This window comes from Rhodococcus sp. IEGM 1409, assembly GCF_030056735.1.
Classification (GTDB): Bacteria; Actinomycetota; Actinomycetes; order Mycobacteriales; family Mycobacteriaceae; genus Rhodococcus_F.
In genome coordinates this window covers 118,979-142,620 of the sequence record NZ_JASHKN010000004.1, presented here as the reverse complement: position 1 = coordinate 142,620, position 23,642 = coordinate 118,979, and the positions used below count along the sequence as shown (strand labels likewise).

The window sequence follows — 23,642 nt, the reverse complement described above, 5'->3', positions numbered from 1 at the left end:
GTCAGAACAAGGTAAGAGCTGCTCCCGCACCCACCAGTTCACGCGGCGCCTCGCGCGATTGCTTGCCAGATGCATTGACGTCTCGATGCTCCGAACGACCACCCAACCCATGACGCTCGACCAGTGGCTCGACCCGATTTGCGAGCCAACGCTTGTATTCGGGAGTGACATACGCACCCCGCCCGTACAGCTCTCGGTAGCGGCGGATGAGTGCCGGGTGTTCCTGAGCAAGCCAATTCATGAACCAGCCCCGAGTACTGCCGCGCAGGTGCATCGGGAAGACCGTCACACTCGTCGCACCCGCCTCGGACAGTGCCTCGAACAGACCGTCGAGGTGACTGGTGGAATCGGTGAGGAACGGAATGACCGGCGCCACCATCACATTGCAGGCGAATCCAGCGTCGGTGATAGCGCGGATCATCTCGAGGCGCGCCCGCGGCGACGGGGTGCCAGGCTCGATCTGCTTCTGAAGTGCTGCGTCGTTGATCGCCAACGACACCCCGATTCCGACGTCGACCTGCGCCGCCGCCATCTTCAACAGAGGCAGATCCCGTCGGAGCAGAGTTCCCTTCGTCAGGATCGAGAAGGGAGTTCCCGATTCGGTCAACGCGCGAATGATGCCGGGCATCAAGCGGTATCGCCCCTCGGCTCGCTGATAGGGATCGGTATTGGTGCCCAGTGCAACCGCTTCCCGTTTCCAGGACTTTCGCGCCAACTCTTTGCGGAGCACCGCGGCGATGTTCGTCTTCACAACCACCTGGGAGTCGAAATCCGCACCGGCGTCGAGGTCGAGATACTCGTGACTCGGTCTCGCAAAACAATATCGGCATGCGTGTGAGCACCCACGAAAAGCGTTGACGGTGAAGCTGAACGGCAACGTCGACTCTTCGGGCATCTTGTTGAGCGCGCTCTTGCAGAGCACCTCGTGAAACGTGATTCCCTCGAACTCCGGAGTCTGCACGGAGCGAACCAAGCCGGCCCGTTCCAGTCCGGGTAGCGCTCCGTCATCTGCATCCAATGCCTGACCCGACCACCTCATGGCCCCAAGTCGAACACTTGTTCTAAGCTATGTCAAGATGGAGCGAATACCCGACCGTGCCTCACCACGGCCGGGAAGTTGTTGGCAGAATTCGAGCCATGTCGAACACAAGCACGCCGAACAGAATCAACATTTCGTCCGGTTCCGAATGGGAACCGAAGATCGGTTACTCCCGCGCCGTGCGCATCGGTAACCAGATCGCAGTCTCCGGCACCACCGCTCCTGGTGAAACCCTCACCGATCAGACACGCACAGCGCTCGAAACGATCAAGGCAGCACTTGCCGAGGCCGGCGCCTCTCTCGGCGACGTCATCCGCACTCGCATGTACCTTCGCGACATGACGCAGTGGGAGCAGGCTGCTCTCGCCCACGGCGAAGTGTTCGGCGAAATTCGTCCCGCCACCACCATCCTCGAGGTCAGCTCGCTGATCGACCCCGCTCTGCTCATCGAGATCGAGGCCGACGCGGTCCTCAGCTGATCGCCAATCCGGACGTTTGCGACAGTGGGCGCCTAGTCTGAGCCGATGAAACCGATGCGGCTGTATCCATTGACGCTCGCGCTGGGCATCACCGCCGCATTCCTCTCGCCCGCCTTCCTCTCGCCCGGCTCTGCACTCGCAGAACCGGGCGAGAGTCTTTCGACGGCGTGCGGCAGCCCGCTGAGCAATGCCGAGGTGGACAGGATTGCCGAACTCAGCGACGTCACGACGCTGAACGGCGGCGGACTACTTCGCCTCGAGACCGCTGTCGAACGTCATCGGGAGATCACGTCGATCCTCGTCTCACACCACGATTGGCGGGGCCTGTTCTCCATCGGCCTCGACGCTGTCGAGCACGAGGCGGTGATGCCGCTGCAGCGAGATCCCGCAGCTTTCGACAATGACGAGTGGGCCCATTCGGTCAGCTATGAATTGCTGCGCAGGTACCTGGTGAACGTCCACGCGGAGTTCACGGGTACCCCCACCGACCCAGCGTGGAGCAACTATTTCACTCTGACGCGTCAGTGCGACGCCAGTCCCGCGCGGGTCGCCATGGCCGGCTACAACGCGCACCTCACCGTCGACCTCGCTCATGCCGTCGCCACCTCCGGAACCACTGCGGAGGATGTTCCCGATTTCTACAAGATCGTCGATTCCATTGCCGTCAAGGGTGGTTCGATCGTGACCCTCACCGAGGCCGAGTACGACGCAGACCTCGGGCCGCTCTGGCGGTTCTACTTCGTCGGCGAAGGACTCGACCGATTGGCCGGAAACTCGCAGCCCTCGGAACTGCTGCTCCGCGCAGCCGACAGCGGATACAACACCATCACACTTGCCAACGGGTTCGCCCTCCAGAATCCGCAGACCCGCCCCGGCGCCGAGCAGGAGATCGACGCACTCTGGCGCACCACGGATTCGGCTCTCGACGTACTCGCACGACTCGGCGGTCTGTGACTTCTCACCCTCTGCCGACCTGAAACGGACACACCTGAGACAATGACCCCATGACGGGGCACTCGGCGGGGCAAGGCATGCAGAGTCCCGCCATGCGCCGGGTACGAGACCTGTTGCGCGGGCCCGCAATTGTCTGCGGCGAACAGGCCACCATCCGTGAGGCCGCCAAGTTGATGACCGACGCGGGCCGCCGTGCTGTTGTGATCCCTACGGATACAACAGGTTTCGGAATCTTCACCGAAGGTGACTTGCGAGCTCGTGTGGTAGTCGGTGGAGTCGACAGCAATCAGCCGGTTTCGACGGTGATGACGCCGTCTGCGGTGACAGTCGACCCTGATCGACTGGGCGCCGACGCCGTGACCGACATGCTCGAGTACGGATTGCGCCACCTCCCGGTCGTGACCGAGGCAGGCACGTTGATGGGTGTGCTCGAACTCAGTGACCTCCTGACTTCGGCCACCAATCAGGGTTTCGAACTGCGAGCAGCACTCGCCACGGCGGAAGACGACGCGCACCTCATCGAAACGGCCCGTGCCGTACCGGTTCTGGTGACCGAGTTGGTGGCGTCGCGGGTCTCACCGCTCGACATCGGCGCCACGCTCGCCGTGCTGATCGACGTCACAGTCAGGCGAGCCATAGAGTTGGTGGTTGGCGGCGACGAACGGCCGGATTTCGCGTGGCTTTCGCTCGGCAGCGTCGCGCGGCGTGAAGCGCTCCCGTCTTCGGATATCGACAGCGCGCTGGTGTGGGGCGGCGAATCCCATCACGAGGGTGCCGACGCCGCGAAGCGCATCCACGACATCCTCGATCTCTGTGGGTTCCCGCGAGACACCAAGAACGCCGTCGCTACCCAGGCCAGGTTTGCTCGAACGCTGCCACAATGGCGCACTGCGCTGCGGAAATGGGTCTCCAATCCGTACCAGGACCAAGCGCTGGTCATGTTGTCGATGCTGGCGGATGCCCGCGTCGTCGCGGGCGACCCGGCGCTGGATCCCCGCCCTGCAGCGTTGGATCAACTCCGACTGCATCCGGCCGTGATGCGTGTACTACTTCGCGAAGCGGTCGGCGACAAGGCAAAACTTCATTCATTCAAGGACGTGATGACGCGTCGGACCGGAACCGTCGACCTCAAAGCCAGCGCAGTCCAACCGATCGTGAATATCGCTCGATGGGCGGGGATTTCCGTGGGCGCCCGCACGAGTTCGACACTCGAACGCCTCAAGGCCGCAGCGGGAAGCGGATTTCTTCTCGACGACGACGCCCAGGTGCTGATCGAGTCTTTCGAGGTGCTGCAGCAGATTCGCGTCCGCCACCAGACCGATCAGTTCTCCGCGGGTAGGCCACCAACCGACGAGGTCGTGATTTCCGAACTCACACCGCTCTCCCGCAGCTTGCTGAGCAACGCAGTGCGTGAGGTCGCGGGTGTGCAGCGACGCCTCGAGTACGCCGCGTCCGCGTCGGCGTTACCCGACATCGACCCGTGAATCGCACTGCGCTCGAAGAGGTTCTGGCCGCGGAACGGCTCGAAGGCTGGGATCCGAACGATGAGCAGATCGCGGAACTCGAAGCCGTCCTGATCGGGATGCTTTCTCGGCGTGAGTATTTCGAGCAGGAATTGGCGCGGGCTGTCGGCCTCTCGTCAGCGATTCAACCGCGGGTCCGCTGGCGAAGGTCAGCGCCGTACGTCTATCGCGGTACGTCGGTACTCAAGAACAACTTCGACGTACGAGATCCCGCGGCATTGCAGTCGCTGGAATTTGCGGCGACTGCACTGCGCCTGGGCGAGGCACATCTCGGAGACGACCTGGTGCCACACACAGGCGACACTGTCGAACTTCTCCTCCTTCACCAGCATGTTTTCCAAGACCTGTACCAGTGGGCCGGCCACATCAGAACCGTCGACATCAAGAAGGGCGCGGCCACCTTTGCTCCGGTTTCCGCGATCCGGAACTACCTGTCCGAGGTCGAAGAGATCATCGCCGCCGTCGACTGGGCCACGCTCGATCGTGGCGCTACGTCGTTCGCGCTCGCGTCGGTGTACTCGACGCTCAATCATGCCCATCCGTTTCGGGAAGGAAACGGCCGAACCGGGACCCTCTTCCTGCATCGACTCGCCGCCGATACCCGGTATCAGCTCGACCTGTCGGGGGTGAGCGGATCCGAATGGGTATCGGCATCGAGAGATTCTGCGCCTTTCCGGCCCTCCGGAACCCCGTCGCCGCGCCCGTTCATCGATCTGTTCAATCGCGCGCTGACTCGCCGGGGAGCCCTGTAGGGGGAGAACTGCTTTGCACGATCACCACAAGCATCCCCTCGTCCGAACCGGACTCGTGAATCTCCCCCGGGCTCCACAACACTGCATCGCCTGACTCCATCGAGACCCGTCGTCCGTCGGCCTCGGCTACCCAACCCGAGCCGTCCACGACGACGAACAACTGCCAGAGGTTCGCAGAGTGCTTCCCCAACAGGCTGTTCGGCCGACACCACGCGAAGTGACTCCTGAATTCTCCACCGTTCACCGAACGGGCGAGCTGCATCATGGTGATGTTCCGGCTGCCGTACTCGTCGGCGTCCAAGCTCCCTGTGGGCAGGGTCACGAATCGCATGGCTGAGTGTGGCCCACGTCGTCGACCAGCGCAACGGCCTGAGATGTCCGCCGGTGCGGACTGAACACCTTTTCTGTTGAGCGAGCACCGCCTCCGACACGCTGGATGCAGTTCTCACTCGGAGAAAACGGTGCTCACTCGTCGACCATCAACCGGGCAGCGAGAACTCCCCCGCATCCGACCATCGCTGACGCTCCGCGCCGAACGCGACGGACTGCATCGCGCGGAACTCCTCGATCGAGCGCGAGTTCGACGCCAGGAACTCCTGATGCTCGGCGAGGGAGAAACTTCCGTCCTCGATTTCGACTCCCCCGCCGCGGCCCGCGGCGGTGTCCGCACGCAGATCCATCAACTCTTCCGGCTCGACGGGATACCAGGAGATCCGGTCGAAGAATCGCAGTAGCCAGGGAGTGCCCTCCTCGAACGGGCCCGACTTCGCGGGGTGGCGGTGGTTCCACACCTGCGTCGTACGTCCGACGAACTGGTACCCACCCGGACCTTCCATACCGTAGATGCAGAGATAGGCACCACCGATCCCGACGGCGTTTTCCGGGGTCCAGGTGCGGGCAGGGTTGTACTTGGTCGTGACCAGACGATGACGCGGGTCGAGCGGGGTCGCGACCGGCGCCCCGAGGTAGACGTCGCCGAGGCCGAGCACCATGTACTCGGCGCCGAAGACGGTGTCGAACACGTCGTTCACGGATTCGAGACCATTCATCCGGCGGATGAACTCGATGTTCCACGGGCACCACGGCGCGTCGGCACGCACTCCGTGCATGTACCGCTGGATCGCTTCGCGCGTTGCCGGGTCGTCCCACGAAAGTGGCATCCGCACAGTGCGACTGGGCACCACGAGTTCGTTGGCCGCGGGCAAGGTGTCCTCCGCCTCGGCGAGCATTCCCATCAGTTTGTGGACGGGCAGTACGTCCGGGTCGACGCGGACCTGCAGGCTGCGGATTCCCGGTGTGAGATCGAGTAGTCCGGCCGGCTTCTCGAGTTCGAGTCGCTGATGTAGTGCGTGTGCACGCGCACGCAGGGCCAGGTCGAGATTCATGTCGCCGTATTCGACCAACACGTTGTCGTCACCCGAGCGGCGATATGTCACCGGGGTGTCACCGTCGCGGCGGGCGATGACGCCGTCGTCGCCGTCACCGCCGGTGGAATGCACAACCGAACTGGACGCTCGACGCGATACTCCCAGGTCACGGCGCGATGCCGCCCGTTCCGCACGGACCGGAACGAAGCGAATCTTGTTGCCGGGAGCCAACTGTCCGAGCTTCCATCGATCGGCGGAAACGACCGTGATCGGGCAGACGAAGCCACCGAGGCTCGGTCCGTCGGGGCCGAGGAGGATAGGCGTGTCGCCGGTGAAGTCGAGTGCACCGATCGAGTACGCGTTGTCGTGGATATTCGACGGGTGAAGTCCCGCTTCGCCGCCGGTGGTTCGGGCCCAATCGGGTTTCGGCCCGATCAACCGGACTCCGGTGCGGTCGGAGTTGAAGTGGACCTCGTACTCGGTCGCGTACAGCGTGTCGATGTCGGAGCGGGTGAAGAACTCCGGCGCCCCGTGCGGGCCCTCGGTCACCGCGAGTTCCCAGCACGTGTGTATCGCCGGAACATGCTCGGCCGGAACAGCTCTCGCGGCCACGGTCGCCTGTCCGAGTTTGAGAACGTCTCCCGCCCGCAGGGTCCTTCCTTCGTGTCCACCAAACCTGCCCAGGGTGAAGGTCGAGGCGCTGCCGAGATAGTCGTCGGTCTCGATTCCGCCTTGTACGAGTACGTAGATGCGCAGTCCCGGACCGCTGACCGTTCCGACGTCGAGCACCGCTCCAGCGGGGACGAAAACGGGTCGCCACTGACCGTGTGCGACGCCGTCGACGGTCACCGACACCGGAGCGCCCGTGACGCAGACTGTGGTGTCTTCGTCGAACGTCATCGCAGGTCCAGCCATTGCGGATTCGATTCCCGGAGCGCCTTCAGGATTTCCGAGTGCGGTGTTTCCCAACCGAAACGACAGGTCGTCCATCGGGCCAGATGGCGGAACTCCGATCTGCCAATACCCGACGCGTCCCGGATAGTCCTGAACCGTCGTCAGCATTCCGGGACGCACGATGGTCAGTTTTGCGTTCATTCGTCTGCTCCCGGCCGTGTGACGATCATGCGGACGGCCGTCGGATCGAAGCCGTTGCACGGGTTGTTGATCTGCGGGCAGTTGGACACGAGGACGAGGGCGTCGCGTTCGGCACGCAACGCGAGGCGCTTGCCTGGCGCTGACAGTCCGTCGACCATCCCGAGCGTGCCGTCGGGGTCGACCGGGACGTTCATGAAGAAGTTGATGTTGGACACCAGATCCCGCTTACCGAGCCCCCATTTGGCGCCCTCTACGAGGAAGTTCTCGACGCACGCGTGCTGATGCTTGGTGTGGTGGCCGTATCGCAGCGTGTTCGATTCCTGAGAGCACGCGCCGCCGACGGTGTCATGGTTTCCGACCTCGTCCGCAACAAGCGTCATGAGCGGAGTTCCGTCGTCGCTGCGGAGCACGGAGCCCGTGGTCAGAAACAGATTCTGCTGGGCTGAGACCGTCGCTGCTGCCGAATACCGAACGCTGTGATCGTCGCCGGCGTAAACGAGTGTGTCGACGGCTTGATTTCCATGCAGATCGACGATGGTCAGGACGTCACCGGCACGAACGAGCGCTGACCACGGCCCGAACGCGTCAGCGATCTCGTCGAGGATCACCGTTCCGGGAACGAGGGCAGGGACATCCAAGGTGGTGGTCATACGATCTCCTCCAGGTTCGAAGCCGTCCAGGCGTCTTCGGTATTGAGCACTGCGCGTTGGTATTCCGGCCCGCGATCGACAAGGCCGCCGAGTTCGTCGGCCGCGTTCCACGCGAGCACTTCGAGGGACGTGGTGGGAAACTCCGGCGCCGGGTCGAGTGGGTGCGCGGTGTTGGCAATGATCACGATGACGGGCAGGTGGATCACAAGGTCAACCGTTGCACCTGCTCCGGCGGATCCGGTGCTGGTGAGAGCGCCGTCGGCCTCGACGCGCACACCGTGGAAGAACGACAACGGAGGCGCTATGTCCTGCGGCCCGAGTCCGTTCTTCGCGGCAGCCACGGTGAAAAGTTCGCGTCCGGCGGGTGAGGCACTGTGCAACGAGCCCTGACCGTATTTCGCCTCGTTGGTGGCGCGCGATGTAGTTCCACAGAACGCGTCGTGGTGACCCGACGTGTCTGCGACGACGGTCGCGAGTACTCGCCCCTGATCGGAGAGCAATGGGTGCCCGACGCCGAGATATGCCTGCCACGGAACCTTGACGGTATCGGCGACGTTGAGCCGCTCCCAGGGAGCATCGGCGCGGTAGAGCAAGACATTTGCGCAGGCGCTGCCAACGACGTCGCGAAGTCGCAATCGGGTGCCACGGGCGAGAACCTTCGTCGTGTATCGCCCACCCGGCACCGTCTCAGCCCAGGTCAGACGCCCCGGGGCGACGTCCTCGGGTGGGTTCGGCCAACGCGTTGCAGGCAATACGGGCATGGAATCGGTGATCGTTCCGGCTTGGGACCGGGCATGCTCGCGGGCGCCGGCGGTGGTCTGGGTAGTCATGGTCAGGCTCCGATCGTGACGGGATTCGGGGTGGCGCGGCCGCGCGGGAAGCAGGCGACTCCAAGCCCGACCACCAGCGCAATCGTGATGGGGGCAGCCCACTGCAGGATGGGATATTCGCCGGTGGGATTGAAGATCTCGGCCCGCGGCCAGGACAGATTGATCACCATCAGCGCGCCGTACACCACCGCCGCGATATTGACCGGCACTCCCCAGATACCGAGGGAGAACAGCTTTTCACCCTCTGCATCGAACTTGGGGCCGGCAGCAGTGCGCGGCCATCCCTTGAGCCGCTGAACCAACAGCGGCACGGTCACCATGAGGTAGGCCAAGTAGATCAAGATGATGCATACGCTGGACAGGGTCGCGAAAATTGCCGAGTTGCCCACGTTGACGGCCAGAACGGCAATGCAGATCAGGCCGATGAGGATGGACGGTGCGATAGGTGTTCCGGTGCGGGGGTTCACCTTTGCCAGAATCGGCGAGGCCGGTAAACGCCCGTCGCGGGCCATGGAAAACATGAGCCGTGATGCAGCGGTCTGAATTGCCAAGGTGCACACGAACACTGCGATCGAGACGTCGATCAGCAGCACAGTGCCCCACGGCGAACTCAGGATAGACGTCAGTACGTACGGCAAACCTTCCGTGGCCAGGCGTCCGTCGGTGAGCGAGGGCGCCGCCATCAACGCGCCGAGGATCATCAAACCGCCACCGAGTGCGGACGCAGACAGGGCAAGACGGATCGTGCGAGGTGCAACGCGGCGGGGATTGCGGGTCTCCTCGGCCAGTTCCCCTGCCGAACCGAAGCCGACCATGACGTAAGCGGCCATCAGTCCGGACATGATCCACGCCCAGGCGTATCCGGGTTGGCCCCCGGCACTGCCGGTGTCGAAGACGACGTCCGGTCCGCGCTGAGCGTGGGTGAAGAACATCCCGACCACAGCGATGACACCGATGATTTCGCAGGTCACACCGATGTTGTTGATACGCGACATCCAGTTGACGCCGATGCAGTTGATGAAGGTGGTGAGAACTAGAAGTACCGAACCGAGCAGCACGGCATTGGCAGCGCCGCTCGAGGAGGTGAGTGCGCTGTCCTCGCCGATGATCTGGAACCCGCTCCACACATTGGGGAGCACGACCTGCAAGGCGATCGCGGCGGCCGACGCGGTGACGATCTGAGCGAGAATCATGAACCAACCGGCGAACCAGCCGACGATTTCACCACCCATCCGCCGAGACCACTGGTAGATGGCGCCCGAAATCGGATATCTGGCAGCAAGTTCCGCGAAGTTGAGAGCAACCATGAACTGACCGATGAATACGACGGGCCAGGTCCAGAAAAACGCCGGACCCGCGAAACCGAAACCGAGGCCGAACAGTTGGAAGATCGTGGTCAGGATGGAAACAAAGGAGAAGCCCGCGGCAAACGACGCGAACTTTCCCAGCGATCGATGCAGCTGCTGCTCGTAGCCGAACTCCGCGAGGTCACCGTCGTCGTGAGGCGAAGTGGCAGGCGAAGATGCGGTCGTGGACTGCGCAGCCGGGGTGGTTGCACTCAACGGCGTACTCCTTCGGCGAAGCGATTCAGAGGCGAATAACTGTCGATTGATAGTTTTCGCGAAATCCACTCGCCGCAGGTGACGCCCGCGTATACGATTCGCCAGATTCTGTAACAGGCTCGTTGAGTACGTTTCGAGCACGTGACCGAATGCTCACAGCGACGGCCACCCCGCATGTAAGGCCTCGGCCTGCCACTATGGAAGGCGTGACCAACGCCGGCCCCGGACGACCCCGCCTGACCGCTCGTCGACGCCCGGGTGGGACCGCCCGTGCAGAGATCTTGGATGCTGCCGCGGAACTGTTCACCACCCGAGGCTTCGCCGCGACGTCGACGCGCCACATCGCCGAAGCAGTCGGGATGCGTCAGGCGTCTCTGTACAACCATTTCGCCACCAAGGACGACATCCTGGTTGCTCTACTCACCGACACCGTGACTCCGGCGCTCGATTTCGCGGAGAATCTCAGGCTTCTCGACACCTCACCCGCGGTGAAGCTGTACGCGCTTTCGTACATCGACGCGGCGCAACTGATCACCGGACGGTGGAACCTCGGCGTCCTCTACCTCTTGCCGGAACTGGGAAGCGACAGGTTCATGTCGTTCCGGGCCGATCGCGACCAGCTTCGCGAGCAATACCGGGCACTCGCCCAGGCAGTGCTCGGCGCGATTGGCGATCCGGCATCGACACAACTGGCCGAGCTTCCGTTTCGCCTGGTCGAAAGCGTGATCAGCGCGCGAGCCGACGCGCTCGAAGGAACGCCGATCCCCGACGCCGCCGTCATCGCCGGGTCGGCGCTGCACATTCTGGGGTGGCACCAGGATCTTGCTTCCCTCCATACGGAAGCGGCAGAGCTCATTTCGAACGCAGAAACGCCGAAATTGTCCGGGGCTGCATCAGCTCCGGACAATTTCGACGCAATGAAGCCTTAGCGGCTTCGACGCAATCAGGCCTCAGCGGCCACGAGACTAGACCGAGAGGGACTGCCCCGGGAAGATCAGGTTGATGTTCGGAACCTGGCTGGCGAGGTTCTCGATCGAGATGCCGTGTGCAGCAGCGATCTTCGAAAGGGTGTCACCTGCCTTGACCACGTAGTTGCCGCTTCCGGTGCTTGCTGCCGGAGCCGACTCGACGGAAGCCTCAGCGGTGACGGGAGCTGCCGCCGCCTCGTAGTTGCCTGCGGTGGTGCCGGTAGTCAGGTACTGACCGCAGACGGGCCATGCGCCGACGCCCTGGCCTGCGAGAACGTTCTCGGCGACACGGATCTGCTCGGACTGGCTGGCGTTGGCAGCGTTGCCGGATCCGCCGAATGCGTTCCAGGTGCTCTGCGTGAACTGCAGTCCGCCGTAGAAGCCGTTGCCGGTGTTGGCGGCCCAGTTACCGGAGGACTCGCAGTTGGCGACTCCGGACCAGTCGTGGCCGGCTGCCGACGCGGTGCCGGTGCTCATGGCGAGCGGGATCGCGACGACTGCGCCTGCGGTTGCAACTGCGCCGAGGGCGCGCTTGAAGGTGATGCTGGTCATTGGGTAAATCCTCTCCGCCACCGCGGACGAGGTCGGCCGGACGCTTTCACGTCTCGTCGATCGACTCGCCTGTTTCACTCCTGCCCCGCGAAGGTTTCGGGAGTACCGGACCCGCGGGGCAGAAGCACGCAGTTGCGGGTCGGTGTTTGCCCGGTAGTTTCGGGCTGTCAACGACCGTAGGCGATGGTCACGGATTGGTCACGGGGCAGTTTTCCAGCACTGCCGTACCAGATTCTGCGAAAAATCGATCAATAGCCACAGGTCAACTGGTTGATTCGAGCTTCAACCATACCGATCGTTATCCGTCCGTTATGTGGCAACCGTCACTGCAATTTTGTGACCGACCGCACCGAAATCGGCCGTGTCGGACCACCGAACAGACTTGTAGGGATGTTAAGAGAGCTCTGGCAACGGGCAAAAACCAACCGCCCCAATCGTTATGGAGAATGAACAGGTGATCATCGCAGTAGAAGGACCCAGCGCCGCCGGCAAGACCACCTGGTGCCGAGCCCAACTCGGTGGAGAAACCGCGATGGAAGGATTCGTGGCCGAATACCAGCCCACCGGCCGCGAGCCGGACGGAACAAATTTCGAAGTACAGGCACGTTACTGGGCAACGGTCAACTCGATACGATGGTCGGAGGCGGAAGAACTCGCATCGAGAACCGGCATCGCGCTCTGTGACAGCGACCCACTGAAACTGCACTACAGCTGGTGCCTCGCCGCCGTGGGCGCGGCACCTCGGGAGCGATTCGAGCACGAACTCCTGGCAGTCGAAAGCGCTTTTGCGCAGCTGACACTAGGTTTCACGGATCTGACCGTCATCTCGATACCGTCACCGGAGCAACTTTTACTGCAGCGCGAACAAGACCACAGCCGCCGCCGACGCCACTTCGAGCTTCACGCGGCGCTCGCCGAGCCGCTCACTCACTGGTACTCGGCGGTCGACCGCGTAGATCCAGGTCGCGTTGTGTGGCACTTCCCGGCGCAGCTCGATCTTTCGCAGTGTCCCCCGAGCCGACCGCACCGCAGCGATCTGGGCCTTCTTCGCGCGGTGATCGACGAATTGCCGCCTCTCCCCAGGTAGGGAGCGGCTGCTCGATCTCAGCGCGCTCGTTCGACCCTGGCCTCGTCCCAAACTGGCGACTCACTCTCGTACACGTTCCCATCCGATCCGAAGACCAGGAACCTGTCGAACCCGCGTGCGAACCAACGATCATGGGTGACCGAGATGACGGTTCCGGCAAACTGGGCGATTCCCTGCTCGAGCGCATCCGCCGAATGAAGGTCGAGGTTGTCGGTCGGCTCGTCGAGCAAGAGCATCGTGGCGCCGGAGAGCTCGAGGAGCAGGATCTGCAATCGTGCCTGCTGACCACCTGACAGGTCGTCGTACTTCTGTTCCGCTGCTTGGGACAGTCCATAACGATCAAGAGCCCGGCTAGCCGCTTCACGCCCCATTCCGTTGCGGTGTTCGTCGCCCATATGCAGGATCTCGAGCAGCGTGTTTCCGGTCAGATCGGGCCTGGAATGTGTCTGCGCAAACAACCCGGGACGAACGCGGGCACCCAGCGTCGCGGTTCCGCCATGCTCAACCGGCGCGATATCGAGCGCCTCGACGGGTAGATGCTCGGTCCCAGGGTCTGTCCCACCGCCCGCCAAGAGACGGAGGAAATGCGACTTTCCGGACCCGTTGGAGCCCAGCACGGCAACGCGGTCTCCGTACCAGATCTCGGTGTCGAAGGGCTTCATCAGACCCGTCAGCTCAAGACTCTGGCAGACCAAGGCGCGCTTGGCAGTTCGCCCACCCGCCAGTCGCACCGTCACCTTCTGCTGCAGAGGAATTGCCTCTGGCGGTCCTGCCTCCTCGAATTTCGCCAACCTGGTTTGCGAAGCGTGATACCGAGCAGCGATGCCGTCGTTGAACTTGGCCTTTTCACGCAATCGCAGAACCAGGGCACGCAGTTTCGCGTGTTCTTCGTCCCAGCGCCGGCGCAATTCTTCGAAGCGAGCGTTGCGATCCTCGCGAGCCTGGTGGTAGCTGGCCAGCCCAGCGCCGTGGGTCCACGATGTCGCGCCGCTGATTCCGGGTTCGAGAGTCACGATGTGGGTGGCCGCATTGGCGATCAGTTCGCGATCGTGGCTGACGAACAAGACCACTTTCGGCGATTCCGAGATCGTTTTTTCCAACCACCTTTTCCCCGGAACATCGAGGTAGTTGTCCGGCTCGTCCAGAAGAAGTGCGTCGTCGGGCCCGGCAAACAGCGCTTCGAGAACCAACCGCTTTTGTTCGCCACCGCTGAGCGAGTTGGCAGCTCGCCACTTCGCACGGTCATAGGGAACACCGAGGGCCGAGGTAGTGACCTTGTCCCAGAAGTCTTCGGTCTCGTATCCGCCGACGTCGGCCCAATCGGCCAGCGCGTGCGAGTATTTCATCTGAGTTGATTCTTCGTCGCGCTCGATCATCGCGTTCTCCGCGGTGTCGAGCGCCAGTGCCGCGTCGCGGATCGGTGCCGGAGAGACGGACAACAGGAGATCACGCACAGTGGACTCGTCACGAACCTGACCGACGAATTGCCGCATCACACCCAGTGTTCCGGATCTGGTGACGGCGCCCTCGTCAGCGACGGCGTCTCCGGCAATGATCCGAAGCAATGTCGTCTTGCCGGTCCCGTTCGGGCCGATCAGTGCAGTCTTGGCACCGTTGCCGACCCGGAAGCTGACGCCGCTGAGCAGTTGTCGACCATCAGGGAGGAAGTAGTCGACGTCGGCGATGTTGAGGTGGGTCACGGGCTCAAGCGAACCCTATCGGCGTCGATCTGCCAAACCATTTGTTCGCTCGCCTGCCTCTAGCTCACTGCCGTCAGAAGAACGTGCGGCCGCGTCGAGTGCCGCCAGATAGCCGAAAACCATTGCGGGACCGATAGTTGCGCCAGGGCCTGCATAGGTATGACCCATCACCGGCGAACTGGTGTTACCGGCGGCATAGAGGCCGCCGATGACCGAACCGTCCGTGCGAAGCGCCCGCGCGCGAGCGTCCGTGTTGATACCGCCCTTGGTTCCCAGATCGCCCGGGACCATCTTCGCCGCGTAGAACGGCCCCTTGGTGAGTTCTCCGAGGCTGGGATTGGGCTTGTTGGTGCAGTCACCGTAGTAATGGTCGTATTTACTTGTCCCCCGGCCGAAGTCGCGATCAACTCCGTCGCGCGCATAACTGTTGAATCGTGTGATCGTCGCCGACAACGCATCCACTGGTACTCCGATCTCGGCAGCGAGTTCGGCAATCGATCCGGCTCGCACAATCGCGCCCGATTCGATCCACGACCGAGGTATCGGCCCGCGCGCCGGAACTCCTGCGAACAGGTAACGGTCACGGTAAGTCTGATCGAAAATCAGCCAGGCCGGGATGTTCTCGGCAGGGCCGTCACCTCGGCCATGTTTTCCGCCGAACATTGCGTGCGCCGCTTCGACGTAGGGAAGTGACTCGTTCATGAACCGATTCCCGCCGGCGTTGACCATCAGACTGCGCGGTAACGAACGTTCCGCCAAGGCGAACCACGGGCCCTTGGGCAGTGGAATCGACGGCGCCCACCACGCGTCGTCCATGTACGAAATTGCTGCGCCGACGCCCAGAGCTGCGCGGATACCGTCCCCGGTATTTGTCGGCGCCCCGAGAGTCCACTGCGCACTACTCGGTCGACGCTGATATTCGCTGCGCATGTCGTCGTTGTTGTCGAAACCGCCGCACGCGAGGATGACGCCGCATCGCGCGTGCAGCGTTGTCTGTACTCCCCCGGACTCGAGTCGCACGCCCACCACACGTCCACTGTCGGTAACCAAATCCACAAGCTTCGTTCCGAGCTTCACCGGCACTCCGGCTTCCCGAACTCCGAGCATCAGTTCCGCCATGAGTGCTGGTCCGAGCCCGATCAGCTTCTTCTTCCTGGCCTTCGCGGCCAGGGATCTCATTCCCACCCGAAGCATTCGTACCGGCCCGCGCCAATGCCGAATCCCCGTGCTCAGCCAACGGTAGTCAGATTGTTGGACAACCATGTTGAGCGGAACCTTCATGTACGGCGGATGAAGTGTCGCGAGATCGTCGCCCAGTGCTCGCGCGTCGAACGGACGCGGTTCGCACGATCGCCCGCTTGCAAGTCCGCCGGGCGCCTCGGGAAAGTAGTCGGAGTAACCCTTCACCCATTCGAGCTCCAGAGCGGAATGCCTGATCAGGAAATCGAGGGCTTCGGGACCTCGATCGATATACGTGTCAATGCGATCGGTGTCCGCGTCCTCGCCGACAATGCTCTTCAGATAGGTTCGCGCAGAGTCGATATCGTCTGCCGGCGCCTCGCGGCGAAGTATCGAATTTCCCGGAATCCACACTCCGCCCCCGGACCGGGACGACGAACCGCCCCAGTATTCGGACTTCTCCACGAGTATCGTCGAGAGTCCGTTGCGGGCTGCGGTGATGGCTGCGGACATGCCGGCCGCCCCCGATCCGACAACAACCACATCCACTACGGGCACATCTACTACGGGCGGCACGGCGCCCTGAGAGTTCTCGTCCATCACTGGTCACGACCTTTCGTGTCATCTTCGTCCTGCGTGTGCCACCGGGATCCTCGAACGGCATCGAGCGCCCCCTCGACGCACACCGGAAGTGATGCCCCGCGCTTTTGGGGGTTACGTATCCATTGCCGATAGCCGAACTCCGCCGCAGCCAACATCAAATGAACGAGAAGTCCTGGGCGGCTGTCGTTTTCCGGATCGAGTTGCATACGTTGTGCCACCAACTCGACCAACCGATCACGATGTTCGGGCGCGATCAGCGCGACTCGATCCATCAGGTGTGGCGCGGTACGGAACGCCGATCGCCACTGATCGATCTCCGAGGACTCGAAAGCATTGGAACGCTCGAGGATTGCCCGTGAGATCGCGAGATCAGCCGACTCGGATGCCGGGCGATCCTCGAGCAGTGTCACGATTCCGGCACCGCCCTGCCTGACCGGATCCAACAGCAGATCCTCCTTGTTACGAACGTGCCGAAAGTACGTGCTCGCCGACACCCCCGCCGCCGACGCAATCTGCTCGGTGGTCACGTCTTCGAAACCGTCACGCGCGAACAGTTCGAATGCCGCACGTTGAATGTCTGCTCGCACCTGCAACCGCTGTCTCTCCCGTAGTGACATCAGCAACGCCCTCTCGCCTCGGCCGAGATCCGGCCACTCTCGATAATGCGAGTCTCACCCATTATGACAGTTACTGTCAATATCCAATCTACTGTCAGATTTCGGCCGACTCCAGCATTTCCTACCCCAGCGTCTCGTTGACAGGGCATTCGATTCCACGACAAGCTTCGAAGATGAAACGATGGTTTGCGGCCGGCCTCGGAACGGCGATCGTCTCCCGATCGCTACTGCGCAAAGCCTTGCTCTTCAAGTTCAGGCGCGACGTCCGGGCGCTCAACTGCGGGAACTACCGTCCGCTACTGGGCTCATATCACCGTGACGCAGTACTGAGATTCGCCGACGGCGATCATCGGTGGGCCGGCGTGCACGACGGAAGGGACCACATTGCGAAATTTCTCCAGGAATTCGTCGCCGCCGGGCTTCAAGGTGAAGTCACCGAAGCGTATTTCGGTGGTCCACTCTGGCGCATGACTCTGCTCGCGCGTTTCAATGACCGAGCGCTCGGCCCCAACGGCTCCGTCATATACCAAAATCGGACAGTGCTTCTCGTTCGAACCAAGTGGGGGAAGATCATCGAGCAGGAGGACTATTACGAGGACACGGCCAGAATCGGTGACTTCGACAAGCGGCTTCGCGAAATCGAAGCCGGACGAACCTGTGGCACAGTCATGGAATGACAGACGTCAGGGCTGACCGGTACCGAAAACTATCGGGATTCCTGTCTTCCCAGAACGATGCCGACCTGGCCCAGCTGGTAGACACTGCTCAAGATTCGAGTGTCGGAGTGGGCGGCGCCGCAGGAATCGTCAGTGTCGGCGAAAACAGGCTCAACGGCGTTCCGGTATTCACCAAACGCATTCCATTGAGCGAACGAGAGCTCGCCGACGTGGGCTCCACTTCCAACCTCTTCGACCTACCCATGTTCTGCCAGTACGGCATTGGGGGCCCGAGCTTCAACGCCTGGCGAGAGCTCGCCGCAAACGTCATCGTCACCGATGCGGTTCTGGCCGGCGAAACACAGTCGTTCCCAATGCTTTACCACTGGCGGGTGTTGCCCGACCGCTCGCCTGTTGCGTCCGAACATGCCGACATCGACGCGGTGCTTGCCGCTCAGGGAGGCAGCCCGGCAGTGCGGGCACGCCTCGAGGCGCTCGCGGCTGCACCATGCAGCCTCGTTCTGTTCTGCGAGTACATCGCACACCCGATATCGGATTGGCTGCAAGACAACCCGGCCGGCAAGGCTGCCGAAGTCGAGCGACAGTTATCGGAGATCGTGGCGTTCTTACGCGATCGACAGTTGCTGCACATGGACGGACATTTCGGCAATATGCGCACCGACATGGAGCGGATCTATCTCAGCGACTTCGGACTGGCCACATCGCCTCACTTCGACCTGTCGACTGCCGAGCACGACTTCGCCCGGAGTCATGCCACTCATGACGCCGACTACGCCGCCATGCTTCTGGTCAACTGGTTGGTGACCGAGGTCTGCGGGGTACCGAGGCCGACGAGCGGCGGACCAGTCGCCCGCAACGAGTACGTACGCCGGTGCGCCACAGGTCATATCCCGGGCGATGTGGCACCGGAGGTGGCCGCGATCTTGACCCGCCACGCACCTGCCGCTGCGGAGATGAACGCCTTCTACTGGCGATTGTTCGACGGCGACTTCGACGCGCCCTACCCTCATATAGCGGCTGTTCCGAGATCCGGTCGAGGACAGGGTTTTCCCTGAACTGCCGTCTCCACATCTCAGGGTTCATGTCATCCTCCGGACCGATGCGCTGGTCAGTCCCGGTAGGGCACAGTTCTCCTCATGATTGAACTGAGGGGATTGACCAAGGTTTACGGACCGACGAAAGCGGTGGACGATTTGTCGTTCACGGTCAAGCCGGGCATCGTGACGGGCTTTCTGGGCCCGAACGGTGCAGGCAAGTCGACGACGATGCGGATGATTCTGGGTTTGGATCAGCCGACGTCGGGTTCGGCGTTGATCGACGGCAAGCCGTACCGCGAGTTGACGACGCCGTTGCGGACGGTGGGGGCGTTGTTGGATGCGAAGTGGGTGCACCCCAATCGCAGTGCGCGGGCGCATCTGCAGTGGATGGCCGCCTCGAACGGGATCCCGAAGTCCCGCGTCGACGAGGTGCTCGGGTTGGTCGGATTGTCCGAGGTGGCGGGCAAGAAGGCCGGCGGGTTCTCGTTGGGTATGTCGCAGCGTCTGGGGTTGGCGGGTGCGTTGTTGGGTGATCCGAAGGTGTTGTTGTTCGACGAGCCGGTCAACGGTCTCGATCCGGAGGGCATCGTCTGGATTCGTAAGTTCATGCAGCGGTTGGCGACCGAGGGTCGCACCGTGCTCGTGTCGAGTCACCTTCTCTCGGAGATGGCGTTGACGGCGGAGCAGTTGGTGGTGATCGGCCGGGGTCGGTTGATTTCTGATTCGACGGTGAAGGAGTTCGTGGATCGTTCGTCGGAGTCGACTGTGCGGGTGCGCAGCCCACAATTGGACGCTCTCCATGCCGCATTGACTGCCCACGGACTGACTGTCCGCGAGGACCATTCAGGCTCGGAGCCGGTGTTGGTGGTGGTGGATTCGACCACCGATGTGATCGGCGGTGTGGCTGGTTCGCAGGGAATCGTGTTGTACGAGTTGGCGTCTGTGCAGGGGTCGCTCGAGGATGCGTTCATGAAGTTGACCGGAGACGATGTCCAGTACCACGCGTCCGGTGTCGATCCGGGTGCTGGTGCACACCACGCAAACACACAGAACGCTATGGGAGGTGCACTGTAATGGCTGTTCTCAGTGCTGAACGTATCAAGATCACCACGACCAAGTCGCCGCTGTGGTGCACGATTACAATCATCGTCCTAGGGTTGGGCGTCGCCTGGATGATCGGGCGTTCGTCAAGTTCGAGCATTCAGGCGTACAACGATGAAGCCGCTACGGGAACTCCTGATTTCGAGAAGTTTCTCCCCACGTTCAATGACGCGGGGCTAGGAGTATCCGGATTCGGCGTCATGGTCCTGATGATCATGGCGGCCCTCGCGATCACCAGCGAGTACCGCTTCGGCATCATCCGTACTACCTTCCAAGCCATCCCGAGTCGGGCTTCGGTTCTGATCGCCAAAGCCGGCCTGATCGGGGCTTTCGGCGCGGTGCTGTCCTTCGTTCTCATGCTGGGCGCGGTGTTCATCACCAAAGCTGCTGCAGGCTCTGAAGGTTCCACCAATCTGGCGCTCGACAGTGCCGATGCCTGGCGCGCCGTTTACGGCGTACCGATCTTCGCGTTCCTCTGCGTCGCCCTTGCTATTGCCGTGGGAGCACTCCTGCGTCAGTCCGCCGGCGCTATTGCACTACTGCTACTGTGGCCACTCCTCATCGAGAGCCTGTTCGGCATGTTCGGATCCTTCGGAAGAAACGTCACACCGTTCCTCCCATTCGCCAACGCCGACCACTTCCTCTCTTCGGGTTCGAGCACCAATTTCCATTGGGGCCCTTGGGGAAGCCTGTTCTACTTCGCAGCATTTGTTCTGGTGATATTCGGAATCAGCATCGCTGTCGTCAACAAGCGCGACGCCTGACCGAGTCACAAACTAACCATGACCAGAACTGGCCGCACCGGAACCCTTCCGGTGCGGTTGTTTTTGCTTTGGCAGAACCCACGGTCCCCACAAATTAGGAAGGCTCACTTCTATTCGAATGGCAACGGACAGCGATGCAGACTCTGACAACCCAGACCATTTCCACTCCGAGCACCGAAATGCGTGTATTGCGCACGCCGGCGCTCGACCGAAAATGTGTGGTCTTCCTGCATGGCGCCGGAGTTGAACATCGAAGGTTCGACGACTTGAAGGAAGGCCACCGCGCCACTCTCAACACTGTGATCGACGACCTGAAGGTCATGCTCGACGTGCTCGAAATCGAACGCGCAACAATCGTCGGACACTCGTTCCGTGGGGCCCCTTTGCCCTTTACAGTGTACGCTAGTCGAGTTCCTGGCGGACTGACCTCACGCTTCAGCGTTCGAGTTGCGCGGCAAGCTCTTTCATCCAACCCAGGAATGCCTGCGGGCCGTCGAACTGGACGCCGTCGACGGCGGCAACTTCTGGTGCAATGTCATCGCCCTTGACCACCAGCGCTTCTCCCCCGGATGCGATGGCCGCAGCAAATGCTGGTAGATCGCCGCGGTCGTCACCTGCGTACGCGACGACGTCGACTCCCGCCGCCTCGATCGCACGAAGAAGACCTGTCCCCTTGTCCTCCTTGACGGGTGGGCGCAATTCTTCGACCAGCTTGCCGGGCTCACGATGCAACCCGGTCCGGCTCGCGATTTCTGTTGTCGCTGCTTCCACCAGGCGCTGCGCGGACGCTCGATCGGCAGCCCGACGCCAATGCACGGCCACCGCAAGGCCTTTGCTCTCGACATGGATGCCAGGAACTGCCGGAGAGTCGAACAAGCGGCGCAGTTCGGCTTCTGCTTCAGCGACGGCATCACTGAACGCCGCGACGGCCGGAAGCACGTCGATTCCGTTTTCGGTCCACGTTTCGACGCCGTAGGAACCCATGAGTACAACCGAATCCAGACTCAGCCGTTCTCGCAGAAACGACACCGGCCGCCCCGAAAGCAGGCCGACTACACCGAGGTGCTTCGTCAGAGTCGCGAGCACATCCTCGGCGCCCGGCAGGAGTGCACTCGCCGACGGATCATCGACGATGGGTGCAAGCACACCGTCGAAATCCATCACCAGTCCCGAACGAGCTGGATCGGACGTGAGTCGGAGGATGACGTCCGAAGCGGTTCGCATGGTTCGAGTGTGCCAAATCGATCGCACCCGCAATACCACCACCGGATCCGAATGTAATCTCTGCCACTTCGTCCAAGTTGTCCGGAACTGCTGGGGAAGTCGCGTTCTCTCCGTGCAAGGGCGGACTCTGGCCGATACAGTTCTCACGACGCTTACCAACTGGGGGGTAATGATGAGCGAATTGACTGTCGTCACTGACGACATCCGTAAGTACGGCTCGACGTCGGCCGAAGCGGCAGGACACATCGCGCAGGCCGCCGTCGTCGATCTGGGCGCCAACATCGCGGCCGTCGCACCGGCCGTTGGCCCCGTGGGGATCGAATTTCTCGAAGCATTCGCGCGCGCTCAGGCCACACACACCAAAGATGTAGCAGCACTCGCTACGTTCTACGCCGGCAACGCGGCGACTGCCGGTGCAGCCGCACAGGCCTACGACACGACAGACCATGCAATCGCGTCAGATCTGACCGGCGCAGCTGGATCGACGAGTGTGAGAGCGTGAACACCGATCGCGTCAACACCGAAGACGAATCGACTACGGTCCTCGAACTCCTTCAAGGTGGTGCGCCGGACCCGGCACTGACCTTGTCTGTGCTCGAGGATCTCTCGGATTTGCTCGCGTCACTTCCGAGCCTGCCGTCGATACCGAGCTTCCTCGGCACTCCACAGGCCCCGGCGCTGCCGAACAACGCGGTCGACTCGATGCTCGCGGGCAAACCGGTTCCGGCGCTCCCCGGAATCGAAGATCTGTTCGCGCCGTTGATCGAACTCGTGAGGAGTCTCGGCACAGGCGCTTTTCCCGGCATCGATCCCGTCGGCATCTTCAACCAGGCGTCCACGCTGATCGACCAAGCCATGGGACTGTCCAAAAGCGCGGTCGCCGAGGTGGGGCAGACATGGAACAGCACCGGCAGTGACGCCGCGACCGAACTGTCGCGATCCGCACAGAACAGCGGCGCAGAACTGAGCGAACGCGGAACCGCGATATCGAAAACCACTGTTGCCGCCGCGGAATCGGTGCAGCGAGGCAATGCAAATCTCGCGGCGATCGCGCAGTCCTTCGCCACCACGGTTGCGGCTGCTGCACCTATCGTGTGGACACCACCCGGGCAGGCGATGTTGCTCGCCTCCGCAGCTGAACACATGCAGGCAGCCGTCGCGGCGGTGACTCAGACTCGCGGCGAAATGCTCGGGCACACCGCTGCCATGAACGCCCTTGCCGGGTCGATCCCCGTTCCGACTCCACCGATCAGTGAGGCGATCGCCAATCTTGCCGGCCCGGAGACAATCGCCGACGCCGCCCGCCAGATCGCCCAACCTCTATCGGCATCAGCTGCGTCGGCGTCGCAGCTGTCTGCATCAACCGATGCCGGCGACGCACCGTACTCCACCCACCCAGGCGCCGACGCAGTTCGGACCTCGGCAGCGCAGGCAGGCGCCGGACTTCCGACCGGCGTCGACAAGCTGTGGGGCGCAGGTAATCCGTCGACGTCACTCGCAGCCGGCGGGTCGCCGTCACCCGGTGCGACAGCGAGATCCGGTGGAGCATGGGTGGGTGGGAACGGCGCGAGCGGTGGAATGATGAGAGGCGCAGCGGGAGTTGCTGCAGTTCAACCGGTTCCGGCGGCAACGCCCGGCCTGGGTGCAACTTCGGCGGCGGTCGGCGGCGGAGGTATGACCCCCGGGGGAATGACGCCCGGGGGAATGATGGGCAGCGGATCGCGGGACGCCGAGTCGTCACGCACCACACCGGGGTATCTCGTCAATGCCGGCGACGAAAATTCGATGGTCGACGATTTACCGATGGTGTCGCCGCCCGTGCTCGGCGCCGAGGATCCCGATCAGTACCTGTTCCGAGATCTCTGATCGGGACTCCCCGGTC

Annotated in this window: 23 protein-coding genes; 12 read left to right on the top strand and 11 right to left on the bottom strand. The window is 62.5% G+C overall.

Annotated features, from left to right (window positions below; all coding sequences use genetic code 11):
- Nucleotide 1: 1 nt before the first annotated feature.
- Entirely contained in the window at nucleotides 2–1,039 is a 1,038-nt protein-coding gene (locus tag QM716_RS13440; RefSeq protein ID WP_283304592.1) for an Rv2578c family radical SAM protein, read from the bottom strand.
- 98 nt (nucleotides 1,040–1,137) lie between these two features.
- Here QM716_RS13440 and QM716_RS13435 point away from each other — a divergent pair, with 98 nt between their 5' ends.
- From QM716_RS13435 to QM716_RS13420, 4 genes are read left to right on the top strand one after another with little or no spacing between them, the layout of a single operon-like run.
- Nucleotides 1,138–1,518, top strand: coding sequence for a RidA family protein (locus tag QM716_RS13435; protein ID WP_283304591.1), 381 nt, complete (start codon nucleotides 1,138–1,140; stop codon nucleotides 1,516–1,518).
- A gap of 54 nt (nucleotides 1,519–1,572) precedes the next feature.
- A complete protein-coding gene (locus QM716_RS13430) occupies nucleotides 1,573–2,472 on the top strand; it encodes a DUF5995 family protein (protein WP_283304831.1) in 900 nt (299 codons plus the stop codon).
- 50 nt (nucleotides 2,473–2,522) lie between these two features.
- Nucleotides 2,523–3,956: a putative nucleotidyltransferase substrate binding domain-containing protein gene (locus tag QM716_RS13425; RefSeq protein ID WP_283304590.1), complete on the top strand. Its 1,434-nt coding sequence runs from the start codon at nucleotides 2,523–2,525 to the stop codon at nucleotides 3,954–3,956.
- On the top strand, nucleotides 3,953–4,747 hold the full coding sequence (locus QM716_RS13420; RefSeq protein WP_283304589.1) for a Fic/DOC family protein: 795 nt from the start codon (nucleotides 3,953–3,955) through the stop codon (nucleotides 4,745–4,747). Before QM716_RS13425 ends, QM716_RS13420 begins: the two co-directional genes overlap by 4 nt.
- Here QM716_RS13420 and QM716_RS13415 read toward each other — a convergent pair.
- The 5 genes from QM716_RS13415 to QM716_RS13395 form a co-directional block, all read right to left on the bottom strand.
- Nucleotides 4,713–5,078: a cupin domain-containing protein gene (locus QM716_RS13415; protein WP_283304588.1), complete on the bottom strand. Its 366-nt coding sequence runs from the start codon at nucleotides 5,076–5,078 to the stop codon at nucleotides 4,713–4,715. The genes QM716_RS13420 and QM716_RS13415 overlap by 35 nt on opposite strands.
- A 148-nt stretch (nucleotides 5,079–5,226) precedes the next feature.
- Entirely contained in the window at nucleotides 5,227–7,209 is a 1,983-nt protein-coding gene (locus QM716_RS13410; protein WP_283304587.1) for a 5-oxoprolinase/urea amidolyase family protein, read from the bottom strand.
- Nucleotides 7,206–7,859 carry an urea amidolyase associated protein UAAP2 gene (locus QM716_RS13405; RefSeq protein ID WP_283304586.1) on the bottom strand — a complete coding sequence of 218 codons (654 nt, stop codon included), beginning with the start codon at nucleotides 7,857–7,859 and terminating at the stop codon, nucleotides 7,206–7,208. Before QM716_RS13405 ends, QM716_RS13410 begins: the two co-directional genes overlap by 4 nt.
- A complete protein-coding gene (locus QM716_RS13400; protein ID WP_283304585.1) occupies nucleotides 7,856–8,689 on the bottom strand; it encodes an urea amidolyase associated protein UAAP1 in 834 nt (277 codons plus the stop codon). The genes QM716_RS13405 and QM716_RS13400 overlap by 4 nt, the downstream gene beginning before the upstream one ends.
- Before the next feature lie 2 nt (nucleotides 8,690–8,691).
- Entirely contained in the window at nucleotides 8,692–10,251 is a 1,560-nt protein-coding gene (locus QM716_RS13395; protein ID WP_283304584.1) for an amino acid permease, read from the bottom strand.
- Between the two features lie 197 nt (nucleotides 10,252–10,448).
- Here QM716_RS13395 and QM716_RS13390 point away from each other — a divergent pair, with 197 nt between their 5' ends.
- Nucleotides 10,449–11,180 carry a TetR/AcrR family transcriptional regulator gene (locus QM716_RS13390; RefSeq protein ID WP_283304583.1) on the top strand — a complete coding sequence of 244 codons (732 nt, stop codon included), beginning with the start codon at nucleotides 10,449–10,451 and terminating at the stop codon, nucleotides 11,178–11,180.
- A 36-nt stretch (nucleotides 11,181–11,216) separates the two neighbouring features.
- Here QM716_RS13390 and QM716_RS13385 read toward each other — a convergent pair whose 3' ends face one another.
- Nucleotides 11,217–11,771, bottom strand: coding sequence for a LysM peptidoglycan-binding domain-containing protein (locus QM716_RS13385; protein ID WP_283304582.1), 555 nt, complete (start codon nucleotides 11,769–11,771; stop codon nucleotides 11,217–11,219).
- Nucleotides 11,772–12,210: 439 nt separating this feature from the next.
- Between QM716_RS13385 and QM716_RS13380 the strand changes: the two genes are divergently transcribed.
- Nucleotides 12,211–12,858: a hypothetical protein gene (locus QM716_RS13380; protein WP_283304581.1), complete on the top strand. Its 648-nt coding sequence runs from the start codon at nucleotides 12,211–12,213 to the stop codon at nucleotides 12,856–12,858.
- Between the two features lie 17 nt (nucleotides 12,859–12,875).
- Here the strand turns inward: QM716_RS13380 and QM716_RS13375 are convergent, their stop codons facing one another.
- The 3 genes from QM716_RS13375 to QM716_RS13365 are packed head-to-tail and all read right to left on the bottom strand — an operon-like array spanning nucleotide 12,876 to nucleotide 16,957.
- Nucleotides 12,876–14,558 (bottom strand): ABC-F family ATP-binding cassette domain-containing protein, encoded by a 1,683-nt coding sequence (locus tag QM716_RS13375; RefSeq protein WP_283304580.1) that lies wholly within the window; start codon nucleotides 14,556–14,558, stop codon nucleotides 12,876–12,878.
- 15 nt (nucleotides 14,559–14,573) lie between these two features.
- Nucleotides 14,574–16,337, bottom strand: a complete 1,764-nt coding sequence (kstD, locus tag QM716_RS13370; RefSeq protein WP_283304579.1) for a 3-oxosteroid 1-dehydrogenase — start codon at nucleotides 16,335–16,337, stop codon at nucleotides 14,574–14,576.
- Nucleotides 16,337–16,957 (bottom strand): TetR/AcrR family transcriptional regulator, encoded by a 621-nt coding sequence (locus QM716_RS13365; protein WP_283304578.1) that lies wholly within the window; start codon nucleotides 16,955–16,957, stop codon nucleotides 16,337–16,339. Before QM716_RS13365 ends, kstD begins: the two co-directional genes overlap by 1 nt.
- Nucleotides 16,958–17,130: 173 nt before the next feature.
- Between QM716_RS13365 and QM716_RS13360 the strand changes: the two genes are divergently transcribed.
- The 4 genes from QM716_RS13360 to QM716_RS13345 all read left to right on the top strand — a co-directional run bounded on the left by QM716_RS13360 (nucleotide 17,131) and on the right by QM716_RS13345 (nucleotide 20,536).
- Complete coding sequence (locus tag QM716_RS13360; protein ID WP_283304577.1) at nucleotides 17,131–17,634, top strand: nuclear transport factor 2 family protein; 504 nt, start codon at nucleotides 17,131–17,133, stop codon at nucleotides 17,632–17,634.
- Nucleotides 17,631–18,689, top strand: coding sequence for a BUD32 family EKC/KEOPS complex subunit (locus QM716_RS13355; protein WP_283304576.1), 1,059 nt, complete (start codon nucleotides 17,631–17,633; stop codon nucleotides 18,687–18,689). Before QM716_RS13360 ends, QM716_RS13355 begins: the two co-directional genes overlap by 4 nt.
- 81 nt (nucleotides 18,690–18,770) lie before the next feature.
- Nucleotides 18,771–19,745 (top strand): ABC transporter ATP-binding protein, encoded by a 975-nt coding sequence (locus tag QM716_RS13350; protein ID WP_283304575.1) that lies wholly within the window; start codon nucleotides 18,771–18,773, stop codon nucleotides 19,743–19,745.
- On the top strand, nucleotides 19,745–20,536 hold the full coding sequence (locus QM716_RS13345) for an ABC-2 transporter permease (protein WP_283304574.1): 792 nt from the start codon (nucleotides 19,745–19,747) through the stop codon (nucleotides 20,534–20,536). Before QM716_RS13350 ends, QM716_RS13345 begins: the two co-directional genes overlap by 1 nt.
- Before the next feature lie 435 nt (nucleotides 20,537–20,971).
- Here QM716_RS13345 and otsB read toward each other — a convergent pair whose 3' ends face one another.
- The gene (gene otsB, locus QM716_RS13340; protein WP_283304573.1) at nucleotides 20,972–21,760 is read right to left on the bottom strand and encodes a trehalose-phosphatase; all 789 of its coding nucleotides are present in this window, start codon (nucleotides 21,758–21,760) and stop codon (nucleotides 20,972–20,974) included.
- 172 nt (nucleotides 21,761–21,932) lie between these two features.
- Between otsB and QM716_RS13335 the strand changes: the two genes are divergently transcribed.
- Nucleotides 21,933–22,262 (top strand): type VII secretion target, encoded by a 330-nt coding sequence (locus QM716_RS13335; RefSeq protein ID WP_283304572.1) that lies wholly within the window; start codon nucleotides 21,933–21,935, stop codon nucleotides 22,260–22,262.
- A complete protein-coding gene (locus QM716_RS13330) occupies nucleotides 22,259–23,626 on the top strand; it encodes a hypothetical protein (protein WP_283304571.1) in 1,368 nt (455 codons plus the stop codon). The genes QM716_RS13335 and QM716_RS13330 overlap by 4 nt, the downstream gene beginning before the upstream one ends.
- Nucleotides 23,627–23,642: the final 16 nt, after the last annotated feature.

Excerpts from the sequence above, each read along its gene's own strand:
- QM716_RS13390 (WP_283304583.1), top strand. The coding sequence starts at position 10,449 with ATGGAAGGCGTGACCAACGCCGGCCCCGGACGACCCCGCCTGACCGCT.
- QM716_RS13440 (WP_283304592.1), bottom strand. The coding sequence starts at position 1,039 with ATGAGGTGGTCGGGTCAGGCATTGGATGCAGATGACGGAGCGCTACCC.
- QM716_RS13345 (WP_283304574.1), top strand. The coding sequence starts at position 19,745 with ATGGCTGTTCTCAGTGCTGAACGTATCAAGATCACCACGACCAAGTCG.
- QM716_RS13350 (WP_283304575.1), top strand. The coding sequence starts at position 18,771 with ATGATTGAACTGAGGGGATTGACCAAGGTTTACGGACCGACGAAAGCG.
- QM716_RS13360 (WP_283304577.1), top strand. The coding sequence starts at position 17,131 with ATGAAACGATGGTTTGCGGCCGGCCTCGGAACGGCGATCGTCTCCCGA.
- QM716_RS13365 (WP_283304578.1), bottom strand. The coding sequence starts at position 16,957 with ATGTCACTACGGGAGAGACAGCGGTTGCAGGTGCGAGCAGACATTCAA.
- QM716_RS13410 (WP_283304587.1), bottom strand. The coding sequence starts at position 7,209 with ATGAACGCAAAACTGACCATCGTGCGTCCCGGAATGCTGACGACGGTT.
- QM716_RS13385 (WP_283304582.1), bottom strand. The coding sequence starts at position 11,771 with ATGACCAGCATCACCTTCAAGCGCGCCCTCGGCGCAGTTGCAACCGCA.
- QM716_RS13425 (WP_283304590.1), top strand. The coding sequence starts at position 2,523 with ATGACGGGGCACTCGGCGGGGCAAGGCATGCAGAGTCCCGCCATGCGC.
- QM716_RS13400 (WP_283304585.1), bottom strand. The coding sequence starts at position 8,689 with ATGACTACCCAGACCACCGCCGGCGCCCGCGAGCATGCCCGGTCCCAA.
- QM716_RS13415 (WP_283304588.1), bottom strand. The coding sequence starts at position 5,078 with ATGCGATTCGTGACCCTGCCCACAGGGAGCTTGGACGCCGACGAGTAC.
- QM716_RS13355 (WP_283304576.1), top strand. The coding sequence starts at position 17,631 with ATGACAGACGTCAGGGCTGACCGGTACCGAAAACTATCGGGATTCCTG.
- QM716_RS13405 (WP_283304586.1), bottom strand. The coding sequence starts at position 7,859 with ATGACCACCACCTTGGATGTCCCTGCCCTCGTTCCCGGAACGGTGATC.
- otsB (WP_283304573.1), bottom strand. The coding sequence starts at position 21,760 with ATGCGAACCGCTTCGGACGTCATCCTCCGACTCACGTCCGATCCAGCT.
- QM716_RS13430 (WP_283304831.1), top strand. The coding sequence starts at position 1,573 with ATGCGGCTGTATCCATTGACGCTCGCGCTGGGCATCACCGCCGCATTC.
- kstD (WP_283304579.1), bottom strand. The coding sequence starts at position 16,337 with ATGGACGAGAACTCTCAGGGCGCCGTGCCGCCCGTAGTAGATGTGCCC.
- QM716_RS13380 (WP_283304581.1), top strand. The coding sequence starts at position 12,211 with ATGGAGAATGAACAGGTGATCATCGCAGTAGAAGGACCCAGCGCCGCC.
- QM716_RS13335 (WP_283304572.1), top strand. The coding sequence starts at position 21,933 with ATGAGCGAATTGACTGTCGTCACTGACGACATCCGTAAGTACGGCTCG.
- QM716_RS13435 (WP_283304591.1), top strand. The coding sequence starts at position 1,138 with ATGTCGAACACAAGCACGCCGAACAGAATCAACATTTCGTCCGGTTCC.